Below are 17,213 nucleotides of genomic sequence, written 5' to 3'. Positions count from 1 at the left end.
CCGGGAACGGCGTGATTTTACCGGTTACCGGCCGCCATTGCCATGATCAGGAAATCAGCGGCCTTTCATACTGCCGGACCAGGAAGCCGATCAGGGCATCCTCGTCCAGAGGGTAGCTGAACAGGTTACCCTGACACTGGGCGCAGCCGTGGGATTTCAGGAAACTCAGCTGCTGCGGGGTTTCCACTCCTTCGGCCACCACCGTGAGGTGGAGTTTGCGGGCCAGGGCAATAACCGCGGAGGCAACATCGGTGGCGCTTACGTTGTAGGGGATATCGCGAATAAACCGGTGGTCTATCTTGATCACATCCAGCGGCAGCTGTTGCAACGCAACCAGCGAACAGGAGCCGGTGCCGAAATCGTCGAGAATCAGGCACACGCCCAGATCGTGGAGCGAAACCAGCAGCTCGCGCAGCATTCTCGGGTCTTCATTGAGAAGCCCGGCCGGCATTTCCAGCTCCAGTCGCTCGGGCGACACGCCTGTCTCGGTAATGACCTGCCGGATCATATCCAGAAAGCCGGAGTCAGTCAGCTGGCGCACCGACAGATTCACCGCCATCTTCAGGGACTCAAATCCGGCCCGTTCGAGAGCCTGAACCTGGATACAGGCCTGGCGAAGTGCCATCTCGCCGAGGCGCACAATCAGCCCCGTTTCCTCCGCCAGCGCGATGAACTGCTGGGCCGATACCAGCCCTTTATCCGGATGGTGCCAGCGCAGGAATGCCTCCACCCCGATCACCCGTTCGCTGGCCAGATCAATCTTGGGCTGGTAGTGCAGCACGAAGCGTTCGCCATCCAGAGCCGTTGCCAGCTCCTCCTGCTGGAGCAGCCTCCGGGCAGCCTTGATATTCATCGCGGGCGTGAAGAACTGGAAGGTATTCCGACCCAGTTCCTTGGCCCGGTACATGGCCAGGTCGGCATACTTCATCAGGGTTCCGGCATCCTCACTGTCGTGGGGAACCATGGTAATGCCGATACTGACGGTGATTCCGACCTCATGATCGTTAAGACGGATGCGCTGGCACAGGCTGCGCAAAATGGTCTCTGCCACCTTGCCTGCGGCGTCCGGACCGCTGATCCGGGACAGCAGGACAACAAATTCGTCGCCCCCCAGCCGGGCGACCGAATCCTCTTCGCGAACGCAACCCACCAGCCATTGGGCCACCTGGCACAGCAGCTCGTCACCCGAATCATGCCCGAGGGTATCGTTGATGCGTTTGAATCCGTCCAGATCCAGGAACATCAGGGCGGCCGGCTCCCCGCTCCGGCGACTGCGGCTCACCACATGGTTGAGACGATCCCGAAAAAGCTGCCGGTTTGCCAGCCCTGTCAGCGGGTCGTAGAACGCCAGGCGGTGCAGCTCGGACCGGGCAGCCTTCAGCTGCGTCAGATCACGGAGGCTCAGGACAACGCCGTTAACACCGGGCACAGACAGCATGGCTGTGAACGTGCCTTCCATATCCCGCCACCGGCCCTCGGCATCGCGAATCCGGATACGGATAACCGGCATCTGCTTGCCCGGTGCGCTCACGGAATCGTCAAAGCCCTTTTGCAACTGGGGCCAGTCATCCCCATGAACCAGCTCTTCAAAATTCAGGGCCTGCACCTGGTCCGGCTCAAAACCAAGAATGTCCAGGCTCGACGGACTGGCATAAAGAGCCTGCCCAGTGCGGTCCATTACCAGCGTGACGTTGGCAGCCCCTTCGGTAATGGCCCGGTAGCGTCCGGCACTGATCTGGGCCATCAGCCGTGAGCGGATGAGAGCCAGTACGAACAGGAACAACAGTCCGCTGATAACCAGGCCTGCTCCAAGCACAATGGGCGGCCGCGGATCCGATGCCAGAAAATCGAACGCCGGGGTGGACCGGGTCTGCAGTAACCAGTCACGCCCCCCTTGGCTGATCGTCTGGCTCATCTCGAAACTGAATTCGTTATCAAGCGAACCCAGGTTGGAGCCGTACATCAGATTCTGCCGCTCCGCGACCCCCGCGTCATAGATCCGGACATCAAGAAACGGCGATATCAGACCAACAATCCCGTCAATCAGGTTGTTCATGCGAAACGCACTGAACACATAACCCGCCAGCATCATGCGGCGCTCGGCTCGGATCCCGGGAACTTCGCCGCCCTGAAAAACGGGGTAATACATCAGAAAGCTTGCCTGGTCCTTCCCGAGCTCCTCCTGAACCAGTACGACTTTCGCGGTTATGGTGGGGACGGCGTCATCACGGGCCCGTTCCATGGCCCGGCGATGGACCGGATCACTGAAGGCATCGTAGCCCAGGGCGCGGCGATTCCGCTCGGTTCCCGGTTCCAGATAGACCATGGGGTAGTAATAGGGACCGCTTCCAAGCGGCTTCACCAGGTAGTTGTGAACACCCTCAGCCCGAACGGATGAAATATGATCGGCCATCTGCCGCACGCCAATACGACGGACATAGCCAATACCCTGAATACCGGGGTAATAACGGTTGATATCAACCTTGTCGACGTATTCCCGCCACTGGTCCCGGGACACATCGCCGGCCACGGCGAAAAGCCCGGCGCTTCCGGCCAGTACCTGCTCATAGTTCAGGAGGCGCTCTTCGATGGCCGATTTCAACTGCAGTGACTGGGTGCGGAATCTGGCTTCGGTGCGGTCTTCAACAAGCCTGATTGAGACCTGCCAAAGCAGGATAGTGACGGCTACCGCCACTGCAAAAATCAGCCACGCGACCCAGGCATTACGAAATTCCAGCAGCTTGCGGAGGGAGAGTTCCTGTCTGTTTATCATGGGTTCTGGTCCGTTCCGTGGCCACTCATTTATATTTATGACAGCGAGTATAACAAAAGCCCCCGGGTGTGTCGTTTTCAACACATCCGGGGGCTTTCAGAGACTGCCTGGTGCTCAGTGACTCAGGGTCAGGGCTTCATCACCAGGTACAGCGCGCGACCCTGCCGCACCACTCTCACCGACACTGCCTTGTCGTCAGGCAACGCCCGGACCACCTCACGAAAATCTGCAACGGAGGCAACCTTCTTGCGGTTGATTTCAGTGATTACGTCTCTCGGCCGGATGCCGGCTTCATAAGCGGCGCCACGGGCGACATCGGCAACAATCACCCCACCATCAACACCGAGGGAATCGGCAAGATCCGCCGGCAGAGGCTCCACCCTCATACCCAGAGGTGCAGAGGATGGGCCGCCACTGCCACCCGAAGGAACTACCGCCTGCTCGCTTCCTTCCTCGGGCAGCCGGCCGATTTCGACACCCAGTTCAATGACTTCGCCACCACGGAGCACCCTGAGATTGGCCGTTTCACCGACCGGAGTGCGACCCACCATTGGCGGCAAGTCCGAGGAAAGCTCAACGGGTTCACCGTCGTAATTAAGCACGATATCGCCCGCCTGCAGGCCCGCCTGTTGCGCCGGAGAGTCTGCCATGACTTCGGCAATCAGTGCGCCTCTTGGCCGTTCAAGGCCGAAGGACTCCGCCAGATCACGATTCACTTCCTGAATCAATACACCCAGCCAGCCGCGGGAAACGACGCCCTTGTCGCGCAACTGGCGGAAAACGTTCATGGCATCGTCAATGGGGATGGCAAAAGAGACGCCCATAAAACCACCGGAGCGGGTGTAGATCTGGGAATTGATGCCGACCACTTCACCGTCCAGATTGAACAGAGGGCCACCGGAATTGCCCGGATTAATGGCAACGTCGGTCTGGATGAAGGGAACATAATTCTCAGACGGCAGTGAACGACCCAGGGCGCTGACGATTCCAGCGGTCACCGTATAATCGAAACCGAACGGAGACCCGATTGCAAACACCCATTCACCGACTTTCAACTCGCTCGAGCGGCCTATTTTCACCACGGGCAAATCTTCACCATTCTCGATTTTCAGAACCGCCATGTCGGAACGTGGATCTGTCCCCACCAGTGTTGCCGGCAGCTCCCTCCGGTCATTCAGGCGAACAATGATTTCATCGGCACCTTCAACCACATGGTTGTTGGTGAGTACGTAGCCATCCTCAGACACAATAAAACCGGAGCCCATGGACCGGCGAGGCTGGGAGTTCCCCGGAGCACCACCAAAGGGAGACTGGGGGCCGCGGAAAAAGTCCTGGAAAAATTCAGGCATCTGTTCGAGCTGGCGCTCGTCAAACGGCATACCCCGCGCGTTCCCCGCCTTGGGCGCACTGGTCGTGCTTATATTGACCACAGCGCCCGCGTTATCTTCAACAAGCTCGGTAAAATCGGGCAAACCCTGAGCCAACCCTGCCTGACTCCAACCCGTCAGCACAATGACGGACAGCACCAATAGCAGAATGGCCAGTGCGCCACCGGACTGAAAATTCCGGGACTGCGGGGCAACTTCTGTTGTTCTCGACATGTTGTACTCCCTGGTGTAGCAAAGACCTTGCAGTAGTTTTCGGGTCAAGACACCGAATTTCAACTTAAAAAACGGTAGGATTTATAGACAGTTTTGGGAGAAAATCCGGTTAACCCGAACCAACCGGGGCTCGTAGTCCGTTGTGCCGGGACGCTGCAGTTTGCGTACAACCACAAAACCCAGGGCCAGGCCACCTGCGGCGGCCAGCATGGCGGCACTGTCCTGCCCACCAGACAAATGGTGGCCAAGAACACTCGCCACCACCATCAGAATCAGCGGGATCCCATAGACTACCAGCGAGGCACCAAGCAGCGCCCGCTCATCAATTCCGATGGTGACCTCATCCCCGACCCGGGCGTTAATTGTGTTCGTCACCAGAATCTGATTCGCCCGCCCCCCGGTTGCGGCTGCCAGCACTTTCTGCCCGCAACCATTACGGGCAGCACAGCTCTGACACGCACTGGCGCGGATGGTCCGAACCCAGACACGGTCGCCCTTGAGCGCAACAACTTTCCCCGTTTCCGTAATCATGACCCACCTGCACCAAGTGCCAATGCGTTCTCGATCCGGACGGATTCAGCAACCTGGCGAGCGGTTTGTGGCGGCAATTCACCGACAACAGTGACCAGAAATGCTCTGCCCTCATCCCAGACCTTGCGCATATAGACTGTCGTGGCACCGATCCGGGAGGCGCCGGTGGGCATGTTTACCGCGCCAGCGGGCTCAACAAAGACCGAAAACGCCGCCAGGCCGTCAGAGAAAGCAACCGCCTTCCCCTTGCCAGAACGCGGAGCCGCGGCCGGCACGAAACCGTCCGGTCGCCAGCCAAGCTGCCAGCCATCCATGCGCTGAACAGTCGATGCCTGAGGCGCCGAGCCCTCGAGCGTCCTCGAAATTTCACGGCCACGGGTGCGAATTTCAAACTCACTGTCGGGGATGTTTTCGCCGATCTGCAAACTGGTGAACTGGAAATGCTCCAGAACCTCGCCCTCGGCATTGCGCACATGACTCTTTAACAGAAGCCCCGTGGACTTCTCCAGCCACAACCGGTGACTGTAGCGGTAGGGATCTTTCGCACGAAGGGCCACCGTCACCACATCGTAACCCGCGACCCGATCCTCACCCTTCATTTCAGCACGATACCAGCGGCTCACTGGCACCAACTGGCTGGTAAACGCCTCGGCGAAAGGACCGGATGGGATAACCTGATCAAGTTTGATGCGGCCCCTTTCGGGAAGCACGCAGACCACGTTCATTCCCTTGCGGACAATTTCGCCGCTGCCGCCGTCCTGCAGAACCAACCGCTCCTCGACAACACCGTCATTGTAACGGTGCGCAATCTGCATTGAATGCACGCGGTCACCCCGGGCGTACACGAAAACGCCGCGATAGGAGGTCATGTTCAGAGCCGGACCGAGGCGTTCGAGCCAGGCCGCTGCTTCCTCTTCATCGGCAGCCGCCGCCGGCACTGGGCCGGTAAGCAAGACCACCAGGGCCATCAGCAATGACAGTGACCGATTCCGGGAAACAGCACTCAGGGCTTTGCGTATGATCACACTCACTCCAGGGATCAGTAACCGTTGCCATTGGCGCTGACCAGGCGGGCATAGCCGACGGCTCCCTGACCGGCGCCGACACTGTTGTGCTGCGCGTGTTCCAGCAAATAACGACTCATGTACTCCCACTGCTCATCATCCAGACCCTGCAGTGCAATCTCCCTGACCGGCTGGTCCGGTGCCGGCACCTCTGGCGCAGCAGAAGTCGCTGGCTGGGCAGGCCCGACATCAGAAGAATCCCAACCTGCGCCAGCGCCAAAACCAACGAGCAGCGCCGTGGCAACCATGGCCACGGCAGGCCAGTGCCAGCGGCGAACATTCGTGTTCGGCCGCAGGACCTGGGACCGCGCCGAAGCGGACGTTCGGCCATCGAGCAATTCACGCACAGCAACACTCACATCCACTCCATGGGCCGGTGAGTGGCCGTCATGCAGAAGATCCCGAACGTCCTGCCATCGCTGCCACTGGGCCCGGACCTCATCCTGGCTACCGTGTGACAACAGGCGACGTACCGACAGTTCGTCAGCTTCGTCGTCCATCATGGCGGACAGTGTTTCTCTGAGACGATCATCCATGGGATGCAACCTCAATTACGTGACCGAGTGGTTGAGCAAAGGTCCGAGATGACGATCAACCGCATCCCGGGCCCTGAAAATTCGTGAACGCACGGTACCGATGGGGCACTCCAGTATCCCGGCAATATCTTCATAACTGAGGCCGTCATATTCCCGTAGCAAAAACGCCGAACGCAGTTCTTCCGGCAACTGGGCAATGGCCTTGGTCAACTCCTTCTGGAGCTGTTCCCTCTGCAGCAGCCGTTCCGGTGAAGCGGTATCCCGAAGCCTCGAGCCTTCATCAAAATTCTCCGCTTCAGCCGAATCGGCACTGCCCTGGGGACGCCGCCCCCGGGATTCCAGATAGTTCTTGGCAGTATTCACGGCAATCCGGTAAAGCCAGGTATAGAAGGCGCTGTCACCACGGAAGCGTTCGATCGCCCGGAATACCTTAACGAAGGTTTCCTGGGTCAGATCCATGACTTCCTGGCTATCGTAAACGTAACGGCTGATGATAGACGCAACCCTGGACTGATACTTGACTACCAGCAGGTCGAACGCGGCACGGTCACCGCTCTTGACCTTGCGCACCAACTGCAGGTCTGTCTGGCTGTCGGGGTGCTCACCCTGTTGCTTGTCTTTATCAGGAGTCATGGACTGTTTGCCGGGGTTCCCTGATTTGACGGCCAGCTGTCCGGCCTGTACCAAGTATCGTTGCGTCATTGATGCTATCCGGCGTCCGTTCATGAAACGGGTGCGCCACCTGCCGGGCGGCTCACCCTGTCAGGCCAAATAGACAGCAAGCGTAAAGTTTAGTTCAATACACGTCCACATTATGGCCTGCGATAACGACCCGATGCCACAGTCCTGCGAATACGATGTTCTTATTATCGGCAGTGGTGCTGCCGGCCTGACCGTTGCTCTCAATCTGCCAGAGCACCTGAAAGTATGCGTGGTGAGCAAGGCCGAGATCAGCAGCGGCGCCACCCTCTGGGCCCAGGGAGGTATTGCGGCGGTACTGGATGATCAGGATTCCACAGAACACCACATCACCGACACCCTGAATGCCGGGGCCGGCCTGTGCCATGAGGATGCTGTCCGTTTCACCGTGGAGCACGGCAAGGAAAGCATCGACTGGCTGATTGATTCTGGAGTCGACTTCAGCCGGGACCAGGATGCCCACTATCACCTGACCCGGGAAGGCGGTCACAGCCACCGGCGCATCATTCACGCTGCCGATGCCACCGGTCATGCCGTCTCAACCACCCTCACATCCCAGGCCCAGGCCAGGCCCAACATCGAGCTTATGTCTGGCCGGGTCGCGGTAGACCTGATCACCAACCGGAAACTGTCGCTGCCGGGTAACCGCTGTATCGGCGCCTACATCCTGAACCTTGAGGACAACCATGTGGAGTTGTTCCGGGCCCGGTTTACCGTCATTGCCACCGGGGGCGCCTCCAAGGCCTACCGCTACACCACCAATCCGGACGGGGCATCCGGCGATGGTATCGCCATGGCATGGCGGGCCGGCTGCCGGGTGGCGAACATGGAGTTTAATCAGTTCCACCCGACCTGCCTGTATCACCCCCATGCAAAGTCCTTCCTGATCACCGAAGCAGTGCGCGGTGAAGGCGGCTTGCTGAAACTGCCCGATGGCACTCGATTCATGGACCGCTTCGATGCGCGCGGAGAACTGGCACCCCGGGACATCGTTGCCCGGGCCATTGACCATGAGATGAAACGCCTGGGTGCCGATCACCTGTACCTGGATATCAGCCACAAACCCGAAGACTTTATAAAGCACCACTTCCCGACCATTTACGAGAAGTGCCTGGGCTTTGGCATTGATATCACCAGAGAACCCATTCCCGTGGTCCCGGCCGCCCACTACACCTGCGGCGGCATTGTCAGCGACGAACGCGCCAGAACCGACATCAACCAGCTTTATGTGGTGGGCGAAGCGGCGTTCACCGGGCTCCACGGTGCCAACCGTATGGCCAGCAACTCCCTGCTGGAATGTCTGGTCTATGGGCGGGCGGCGGCGGCAGATATTACCCGGCGTGAGGCAGATATTCCGCCGCCCCCGGAAGCCCCGGACTGGGATGAAAGCCAGGTGCGCGATTCCGATGAAGACGTTGTTATTTCCCACAACTGGGACGAACTGCGCCACTTCATGTGGGACTACGTAGGAATTGTGCGGACCACCAAACGACTGCAGCGGGCCAAGCACCGGGCCGACCTGTTGTCCGCGGAAATCGGCGAGTTCTACAGCAATTACCGGGTCACCAACGACCTGCTAGAGCTGCGAAACCTGGTCACCGTATCAGACCTGATAATCTGTTCTGCACTGCAGCGCAAGGAAAGCCGTGGGCTGCACTACACACTGGATTACCCGGGACTGCTCCATGAGGTCCGTGATACCGTGCTGGTACCAACGACTTATCGCACGCTTGCGCCCTGAATCAACACCGACTTTTACAAACGATTCGATGGTAAAAACTATGTCAGAGACACCTGCATCGTCCGAAAAAGCAGAATTTAACCGCCTGTGGTGGCACAGCCGTCGCGGCATGCTTGAACTGGACAACCTCCTGATCCCCTTTGTAGAGGAGGCCTACCGGGAGCTCAACGCCGACGACCAGGCCCGCTATAAAAAACTGCTCAGCTGCGAGGATAACGACATGTTCGAATGGTTCATGCAGCGCAGCCGCCCGGAAGATCCGGACCTGCAACGGATGGTCGACATAATCCTCAATCGTGTCCAGCCGGATTGAGCTGACGCTCTCACCGTCCTGGCTGGTCGGGGTCATGGCAACTGTGCCCTGGCTGGCGCTGCTGGCATTTCTGATTGTGGCGGCCCTGGCTGGCAAAGCCTGGCTGCTGGCCGCCATTCCGGTCGTTTTGGCGGGCGCGCTGGTGCAATTTCAATGCAACGGCCTGCTCAAAGGCCGTCGCTCCGTCAAAGAATTGCTTGTAGAGCAGGACCAGCTGTATGCGAGAACCGCAGACCATCGGAAGATCCCGGTAGTTGCATCGGCGGCCAGCCGGGTCTGGTCCGGGCAGGCGCTCTTGAAACTTCGCCCTGCAGACACCAGATACCGGCCATACACGATTATCCTTCTGACATCGTCATCCGGCCGGCCCGGCAACGTTGCTGAAGAGGCATTCCGTCGCCTGAGAATGTGGCTCAGACTGGGCCGGTCCAGGCCACCATCCACATGATGCATTGATCTGGAGCACTCCATGACTGACCCAGACACACCTGTACCAGCGGTTGCAGACTTTCCTTTGCCCGGTGATGGCTGGACGGTCCTGAATAACCGGATTGTCGTGCGGATCAGCGGCCCGGGGACAGACAAGTTTCTCCAGGGCCAGTTCAGCCAGAACCTCAATGAAGTAACCGCCGGGCGCTCTCCCCGGGCGGCGGCCTCAACACCCAAAGGCCGCGCCTACTGCCTGACCCGCATGGTCAGGGCCGGAGAGGATATCCTGATGGACTTTTCCACCGATCTCGCTGACGACACCATCAGCCACCTGCGCAAGTACTTGATGCTGTTCCGGGGCACTTCCATGGACGTGATTCCGGCAGCCAGCCTTGTCGGTATTCTCGGTAACCGGGTGGCCGAGACCCTGGCGGGAAATGCCATAAACAATCTGAAGGACCCCGGGGACTCTGTCGAGCTGGATACCGGGTTCCTGGTGAGAACAGAGCCGACCGCCGAGGGCACACCCCGTTTTGAGTTCTGGCAAACCACGGGGGATGAGAACAGCCTCGACACCTCTGACCAGCGGCCCCGGGCAGACTGGTACGCCTCGGAGATCGCTGCCGGCGTCGCATCCCTCACTACCGCCACCCAGGAGTCCTTCGTTCCCCAGATGCTGAACTGGCAACACGTGGGCGGTATCCACTTCAAGAAGGGCTGCTACACCGGTCAGGAGGTTATTGCCCGGATGCACTTCCTCGGCCAACTGAAGAAGAGCCTGTTTCGTTTCCGGATTGAACAGGCCGGTGAACTCCCGGTTCCTGGCAGTGCATTGGTTGCTGGCGAGCGTTCGGTGGGCGAGGTGGTCAACTCAGTGAAATACCGTAACGGCAGTTGTGAGTTGCTGGCCGTTGTACGCCATGATGCGTGTGAAAAAAACCTTCATCCGGAAGGGCAGCCCGACGCTGTCCTTATTCCGATGCCTTTGCCCTACGTTGTACCCGAGAGGGAAAAAAGCCCACAATCAGATACATAAGTTGACAGGCAAACCCCTCGGAATTTGCTATTTTGCTATGCAGTAGCTCACATATCTGATTTTTTTAGGGTAACGACCAACACCCGTGGTCGGTATCCGGAACCAACATGCGGACCGTAACTGACCATGTCGAATATTGTCGAAACCATTAAAGCCGACCTTAATGCCGCCATCGAAAATGACAAGCTTGTGCTGCCTACCCTTCCGGAAGTGGCCCTGCAGGTACGGGACATTGCGCAATCCGAGGATTCGGCCATCGCCGACCTGGTGAAGGTGATCAGCAATGACACCGCCCTTTCCGCACGCATTATCCGGGTGTGCAACAGCCCGTTGTTCCGTGGCAGCCGGGCTATTGAAAACCTGAACATGGCGGTGAGCCGCCTCGGCATGGCCTACACCAGCAATCTGGCGATGGGCCTGGCCATGGAGCAGATGTTCCAGGCCACCTCTGACATGATCGACAAGCGGATGCGCGCCACCTGGCAGACCAGCACCGAAGTTGCCGGTGTCTGCCACGTACTGGCCCAGCACTACACCAGGCTCAAACCGGACCAGGCAACTCTCGCGGGCCTGGTTCATCTGATCGGGGTTCTGCCGATCCTGCGATACGTGGAAGATCAGGATATTCAGATCAGCAGCATCATGCTGGACAACGTGATTGAAGAGCTGCACCCGAAAATCGGGGCGACGATTCTCAAGAAGTGGGACTTCCCGATAGATCTTCAGAATGTTCCGCTGGAATACGCCCGCTTCAATCGTGAGGTTCCGGCGGCAGACTATGCCGACCTGGTGATGGTTGCCAATCTCCAGCTGGTTGCGGGCTCCGAGCACCCCTGGACGGAGATGGACTGGACGAAGGTTTCTGCTTTTGATCGTCTTGGGTTGGATCCGAATATCGACATGAGCGAGGAAGAGGATCTGAACGCCCAGATGGAAGCCGCCATGGCTCTTCTGCAGTAAATCAACCTTGGGGGGCGGCTCCAGCGGGTGGGGCAGTCTCCCAAAACACGCTGTAAATACATCCCTGTACGCTCGGCTCCGCCATCCATGGCTCCGCACGGTTTTGGGAGACTGCCCCACCCGCTGGAGCTCAGGCTTTCCGGTACCGGTCGAGCAAAACTTCCTTTGAAGGCAGCTCCCACTTAACCGTGGGTTTGCCCTGCTGCTCCAACCACTCATTTGCTTTCGAGAAGTGCTTGCAACCGAAGAAGCCTCGGTAGGCGCTCAGTGGTGACGGATGCGGACCGTCCAGCACCAGGTGCTTGCTGCGGTCGATGTGCCGGCCTTTCTTTTTGGCGTAGCTCCCCCCAGAGCAGGAACACCACGCCTTCCCGTTCGCGATTGATCGTTTCGATGACCTTATCGGTGAAGGTTTCCCAGCCTTTGCCCTGGTGGGCGCCGGCCTGGCCCTGGACGACGGTGAGGACGCTGTTGAGCAGTAATACGCCCTGCTCTGCCCAGGGTTGCAGGCAGCCGTGGTCCGGCGGGGTGACGCCCAGGTCGCCCTGGATTTCCTTGAAGATGTTGACCAGCGAGGGTGGGGTTGCCACGTTCGGGCGCACGGAGAAACACAGGCCATGGGCCTGGCCGGGGCCGTGGTAGGGGTCTTGCCCGAGAATGACCACCCTTACGTTATCCAGGGGCGTGCTGTTAAGGGCGTTAAAGCAGTGATGGCTGGCGGGGAACAGGACTTTGCCGGCCTGCTCCTCAGCGGCCAGGAATTCCGCCAGGCTCTGCATGTAGGGCTGGCGGAATTCTTCCGAGAGATGCTCTTTCCAGCCACGGTCGGGCCTGAGCTGGCTGGCCAGTACCTCAACCGGGCTCATGGATCAGCCCTCGTCTTTCCGGCTGTCGGCCTTGTGCTCGGGGCGCATGGCCGGGAACAGGATGACGTCACGGATCGAGGGCGAGTTGGTCAGCAGCATGGCCAGCCGGTCGATGCCAATGCCTTCGCCGGCGGTGGGCGGCAGGCCGTATTCCAGCGCCATGATGTAATCTTCGTCGTAGAACATGGCCTCGTCGTCGCCGGCGTCCTTTTCGGCCACCTGGTCCTGGAAGCGTTCGGCCTGGTCTTCCGCATCGTTCAGCTCCGAGAAGCCGTTGGCAATCTCGCGCCCACCCACGAAGAATTCGAAGCGTTCGGTGACGAACGGGTTGCTGTCCTTGCAGCGGGCCAGGGGCGACACTTCTTTCGGATACTCAGTGATGAACGTAGGCTGGATCAGGCGATGCTCGGCGGTCGCCTCGAAAATCTCGATCTGAACCTTACCCAGGCCCCAGCCGTCCTTGAGGTGAATGCCCAGATCCTTGGCAACCTGGCGGGCACTGGCATTATCCGCCAGCTGCTCGGGCTTGATGTCCGGGTTATGACGCAGGATGGCGTCGACCACGGTCAGGCGTTCGAAGGTTTTGCCAAAATCGTACTCGACGGTTTCCTCGCTGCCATCAGCCAGGGTACGGGAGTTCACAACCGTAGTTGTGCCCAGCACCTTCTGGGTGATGGTGCGGAGCATGTCCTCGGTGAGGTCCATCAGATCATTGTAATCCGCGTAGGCCTGGTAGAACTCCACCATGGTGAACTCCGGATTATGGCGGGTGGAGAGCCCCTCATTACGGAAATTGCGGTTGATCTCAAACACCCGCTCAAAGCCACCCACCACCAGGCGCTTCAGGAACAGCTCTGGCGCGATACGCAGGTACATGTCGATACCCAGGGCGTTATGGTGGGTCACGAATGGGCGCGCGGTGGCACCACCGGGAATCACCTGAAGCATCGGGGTTTCCACTTCCATGAAGTCCCGGTCGGTGAAGTACTGGCGCATGGCACTGATGATCCTGGAGCGTGCGTAGAACACCCGGCGGCTGTCCTCGTTGACCATCAGGTCCACGTAGCGGTGACGGTAACGGGCTTCGGTGTCGGTCAGTCCCTTGTGCTTCTCTGGCAGCGGCCGCAGGGACTTGGTGAGCATCATGTACTCGTCCATGGTGACATACAGGTCGCCCTTGCCGGATTTGGACAGGGTTCCTCGCACGCCCACGATATCCCCGAGATCCCAGTGTTTGGTGTCTTTCTGGACATCCTTGGAGGCATAGATCTGGATGCGGCCGGTCATGTCCTGAACCACCTTGAATGCCTTGCGGTCGAGCATCATGCGGCCGGCAATGGCCACTTTGATGCCCAGGGACTCCAGCTCTTCCTTGGTTTTGTCACCGTATTTCGCCTGAAGCCCGGCGGCGGTGGCGTCACGACGGAAGTCGTTGGGGAAGGCACTGCCCTGATCGCGCATCTCTGACAGTTTGGCGCGACGCTCGGCAATCAGCTTGTTGTCCTCATGCTGTGCGGCATTCTGAGTTTGATCAGTCATTTTGGCTCACTAGGAATCGGGGTTGTCCGGGTTAGCGTGGCAAAGGCACTGGTTACAGCGCCATCTTCAGGCTGGCTTCGATGAACTTGTCAATGTCACCGTCCAGCACCGACTGGGTATTACTGGTTTCGACCTTGGTGCGCAGGTCCTTGATGCGGCTGTCATCCAGAACGTAGGAACGGATCTGGCTGCCCCAACCAATATCGGCCTTGGCGTCCTCGGCCTTCTGTTTCTCGGCGTTACGCTCCTGCATCTCGCGCTCAAACAGCTTCGCCTTCAGCTGCTTCATGGCCTGATCCTTGTTCTGGTGCTGGCTTCGGCCAGCCTGACAGGCCACAACAATGCCGGTGGGGTTATGGGTCAGACGTACCGCTGACTCGGTCCGGTTAACGTGCTGACCACCGGCGCCCGAGGCACGGTAGACATCCACCCGGAGATCCGCCGGGTTGATTTCAATTTCGAAGCTGTCGTCCACTTCCGGCGACACAAACACCGATGAGAAGGAGGTGTGGCGGCGGTTGCCGGAATCAAAAGGCGATTTACGAACCAGCCGGTGAACGCCGGTTTCCGTGCGCAACCAGCCGAACGCGTAGTCACCCTGAACGTGGATCGTGGCACTCTTGATGCCTGCCACATCGCCTTCCATCAGTTCGACGATCTCCGCCTTGAAGCCCCGACGCTCCGCCCAGCGCAGGTACATACGCAGGAGCATGTTGGCCCAGTCCTGGGCTTCGGTGCCGCCAGAGCCGGCCTGGATGTCCAGGTAGGCGTTGTTGGCGTCCATCTCGCCGGAGAACATGCGGCGAAATTCGAGCTTCTCGAGCTCCTTATCAAGACCGTCGAGGTCAGACTCGATCTCGGCGACCGTAGCTTCGTCCTCTTCTTCTGCAGCAATATCCAGCAGACCTTTCGCGTCTTCCAGGCCGGAGGTGAGGTTATCGATGGTCTTTACGATCAATTCAAGATCCGCACGCTCTTTTCCCAGAGCCTGAGCCCGGTCCGGGTCATCCCAGACACTGGGCTGCTCCAGCTCACGCTCAACTTCGATCAGTCGTTCACTGCGCTGATCGTAGTCAAAGATACCCCCTGAGCGCTTCAGTGCGCTCACGAAGCTCTTTAATCTTCGTAACAATCGGATTAATTTCCATGAAACCCTTACTCGCTCTTGAAAATGGAGAGTAAAACAGAGGCGGAATTCTACCGGAAATCGGTTTGTAAATCAGCCGTGGTTATCCTCGACCTGGTAGTAAGCAGGAGGCGGGGAAGTTGCTCCGGGAGACGCTGTGAATACGTCCCTGTACGCTTGACGAAAACATCCCTGTTTTCGACACTCCCGGAGCAACTCCCCCGCCTCCTGCCCAAGCTTGGTCAGTGGTATCGCTTTCCGGGAATCAGGAGAGCGGCTCGAGATAGTCCACCAGGAGCTGCAGATTGGTGCGGCCCCGAAAGGTATTGGCATCCGGTTTGTAAACCACCCGGGCCCCGGTGCGGGTATAGTCAGGCACTTCCGGACCGGTGTTGAAGGCAATGCCATCGATAATGCCGCCACCATCGACCGGCTGCAACACCAGTTTCAGATGGCTTTCCCCGACGATTCGCTGGCTCACCACCCGGAATTCGCCGTCGAACAGCGGCTCAGGGAAATGCTGACCCCAGGGGCCGGCGCGCTTGAGTAGCGCGGCGGTATCGAGAGAAAGTTCGCCCGGGCCCAGAGGCCCGTCAGTGGTGATCGCGGCTTCCAGATCCTCGGCCGAAAGGGTGTCGCGAACGGCGCGGTCGAAGGCTTCGGAGAAAGCGTCCAGGTCTGCTTTGGCGAGGGTCATGCCCGCAGCCATGGCGTGGCCACCAAACTTTTTCATGATCCCAGGGTGGCGGCAATCGACCACCGCCAGTACATCGCGGATGTGCAGCCCGGGGATGGAGCGGGCAGAGCCTTTGATGTCTTCGCCGTTGTCGTCCGGGGCAAAGGCGATGGTGGGTCGGTGGGTCTGCTCTCGAATGCGGGCAGCGAGAATGCCGATGACACCCTGATGCCAGTCGGGATCAAACAGGGCCAGCCCCCAGGGCAAACCTTCAAGGTCCAGTGACATGGAGGCGAGAAGATCCTGGGCCTGGACTTTCATCTCTTTTTCGATGGTCCGGCGTTCCCGGTTGAAGGTATCCAGCTCCCGGGCCAGACGGCGGGCCTCGTCCGGGCTGTCCGCCAGCAGGCAGGCGATGCCGATGCTCATGTCATCCAGACGACCAGCCGCGTTCAGGCGGGGGCCAACGACAAACCCGAGATCGGTTGAGCTGATGGCAGTATGGTCCCGGCCCGCGATTTCCAGCAAGGCCAGAATGCCAGGGCGGGCCTCGCCCTGACGTATCCGGCGCAGGCCCTGCTCTACGAAAATGCGGTTGTTGTGATCCAGGGGTACCACATCCGCAACCGTCCCCAGGGCCACCAGATCGAGCAGGCTTCCGAGGTTCGGCTCCGGGTTGGGCAGACGATTGGTTTCCCGGAGGTGTTTGCGCAACGCCGTAAGTACATAAAACATCACGCCAACGCCGGCGGCGTTCTTGCTCAGGAAGGGGCAGCCTGGCTGATTGGGATTGACGATGGCATCGGCGTCCGGAAGTTCTTCGCCCGCCAGGTGGTGATCGGTGACCACTACCTTCACACCCAGCTCCCTGGCAGCTTTCACGCCCTCAACGGCGGATATCCCGTTATCAACGGTGACCATCAGGTCCGGAAGCTCGCCTTCGTCGCGCAACCGTTCGATGATGCCCGGGGTCAGGCCGTAACCGTCAGCAAACCGGCTGGGAACGCGAAAATCAATACTCTGTAAGCCGAGCATCGAAAGGCCGAGCATAGCCACAGCGGTACTGGTCGCGCCGTCGGCGTCGAAATCCCCGAGCACCAGAACGTGCTGCTGCCGGTCAATGGCCTCGGCAAGAAGCTCGACGGCACGGTCTATGCCCCGAAGGGACATGGGCGAGGCCAGGTGTTTCAGGGTATAGCTCAGCTGCTCATCGGAGGTGACACCGCGGGCCGCGTACAGACGGCGAAGCAAGGGGGGCAGTTTTTGCCCCCAGCCGGTAAGCGATTCCGGCTGGGGGCGACGCAGGATCTTTTTGGGTGCCAT

14 protein-coding genes and 1 pseudogene are annotated in these 17,213 nt (G+C 59.3%); 5 read left to right on the top strand and 10 right to left on the bottom strand.

Translation table 11 applies throughout. The annotated features are described in order from the left end of the window. Positions 1–46: 46 nt before the first annotated feature. The 6 genes from NLK58_RS18535 to rpoE form a co-directional block, all read right to left on the bottom strand. Positions 47–2,773: an EAL domain-containing protein gene (locus NLK58_RS18535; protein WP_341581428.1), complete on the bottom strand. Its 2,727-nt coding sequence runs from the start codon at positions 2,771–2,773 to the stop codon at positions 47–49. Positions 2,774–2,901: 128 nt separating this feature from the next. Continuing rightward, a complete protein-coding gene (locus tag NLK58_RS18530) occupies positions 2,902–4,374 on the bottom strand; it encodes a DegQ family serine endoprotease (protein ID WP_117619800.1) in 1,473 nt (490 codons plus the stop codon). Between the two features lie 81 nt (positions 4,375–4,455). Next, complete coding sequence (locus tag NLK58_RS18525; RefSeq protein ID WP_117619799.1) at positions 4,456–4,905, bottom strand: SoxR reducing system RseC family protein; 450 nt, start codon at positions 4,903–4,905, stop codon at positions 4,456–4,458. Next, a complete protein-coding gene (locus NLK58_RS18520) occupies positions 4,902–5,873 on the bottom strand; it encodes a MucB/RseB C-terminal domain-containing protein (protein WP_162893792.1) in 972 nt (323 codons plus the stop codon). Before NLK58_RS18520 ends, NLK58_RS18525 begins: the two co-directional genes overlap by 4 nt. 71 nt (positions 5,874–5,944) lie before the next feature. Further along, positions 5,945–6,505 carry a sigma-E factor negative regulatory protein gene (locus NLK58_RS18515; protein WP_117619798.1) on the bottom strand — a complete coding sequence of 187 codons (561 nt, stop codon included), beginning with the start codon at positions 6,503–6,505 and terminating at the stop codon, positions 5,945–5,947. 15 nt (positions 6,506–6,520) lie between these two features. Further along, positions 6,521–7,207: an RNA polymerase sigma factor RpoE gene (gene rpoE / locus NLK58_RS18510; protein WP_341581427.1), complete on the bottom strand. Its 687-nt coding sequence runs from the start codon at positions 7,205–7,207 to the stop codon at positions 6,521–6,523. A 133-nt stretch (positions 7,208–7,340) separates the two neighbouring features. Between rpoE and nadB the strand changes: the two genes are divergently transcribed. The 5 genes from nadB to NLK58_RS18485 all read left to right on the top strand — a co-directional run bounded on the left by nadB (position 7,341) and on the right by NLK58_RS18485 (position 11,683). Further along, positions 7,341–8,945, top strand: coding sequence for an L-aspartate oxidase (nadB, locus tag NLK58_RS18505; protein ID WP_205422233.1), 1,605 nt, complete (start codon positions 7,341–7,343; stop codon positions 8,943–8,945). A 40-nt stretch (positions 8,946–8,985) separates the two neighbouring features. Beyond that, positions 8,986–9,258 carry a succinate dehydrogenase assembly factor 2 gene (locus NLK58_RS18500; protein WP_117619796.1) on the top strand — a complete coding sequence of 91 codons (273 nt, stop codon included), beginning with the start codon at positions 8,986–8,988 and terminating at the stop codon, positions 9,256–9,258. Further along, the gene (locus NLK58_RS18495) at positions 9,242–9,706 is read left to right on the top strand and encodes a hypothetical protein (protein WP_341581426.1); all 465 of its coding nucleotides are present in this window, start codon (positions 9,242–9,244) and stop codon (positions 9,704–9,706) included. The genes NLK58_RS18500 and NLK58_RS18495 overlap by 17 nt, the downstream gene beginning before the upstream one ends. Before the next feature lie 21 nt (positions 9,707–9,727). Beyond that, the gene (locus NLK58_RS18490) at positions 9,728–10,723 is read left to right on the top strand and encodes a folate-binding protein YgfZ (RefSeq protein ID WP_117619794.1); all 996 of its coding nucleotides are present in this window, start codon (positions 9,728–9,730) and stop codon (positions 10,721–10,723) included. Positions 10,724–10,849: 126 nt separating this feature from the next. Next, positions 10,850–11,683: an HDOD domain-containing protein gene (locus NLK58_RS18485; protein ID WP_117619793.1), complete on the top strand. Its 834-nt coding sequence runs from the start codon at positions 10,850–10,852 to the stop codon at positions 11,681–11,683. A gap of 130 nt (positions 11,684–11,813) precedes the next feature. Here NLK58_RS18485 and ung read toward each other — a convergent pair. From ung to recJ, 4 genes and pseudogenes are all read right to left on the bottom strand, one after another. Continuing rightward, a pseudogene (ung, locus tag NLK58_RS18480) lies at positions 11,814–12,549 on the bottom strand (uracil-DNA glycosylase). 3 nt (positions 12,550–12,552) lie between these two features. Continuing rightward, a complete protein-coding gene (gene lysS, locus NLK58_RS18475) occupies positions 12,553–14,088 on the bottom strand; it encodes a lysine--tRNA ligase (RefSeq protein WP_117619791.1) in 1,536 nt (511 codons plus the stop codon). A gap of 52 nt (positions 14,089–14,140) precedes the next feature. Next, positions 14,141–15,236, bottom strand: a protein-coding gene (prfB, locus tag NLK58_RS18470; RefSeq protein ID WP_117619790.1) for a peptide chain release factor 2 whose coding sequence is annotated in 2 segments (ribosomal slippage) — positions 14,141–15,163 and positions 15,165–15,236 — 1,095 coding nt in all. Because the reading frame shifts where the segments join, the coding sequence is not laid out codon by codon here. A 243-nt stretch (positions 15,237–15,479) separates the two neighbouring features. Continuing rightward, complete coding sequence (recJ, locus tag NLK58_RS18465; protein WP_341581425.1) at positions 15,480–17,213, bottom strand: single-stranded-DNA-specific exonuclease RecJ; 1,734 nt, start codon at positions 17,211–17,213, stop codon at positions 15,480–15,482.

The organism is Marinobacter metalliresistant (assembly GCF_038098645.1).
Classification (GTDB): domain Bacteria; phylum Pseudomonadota; class Gammaproteobacteria; order Pseudomonadales; family Oleiphilaceae; genus Marinobacter; species Marinobacter metalliresistant.
This window is presented reverse-complemented; position numbering and strand designations above follow the sequence as displayed.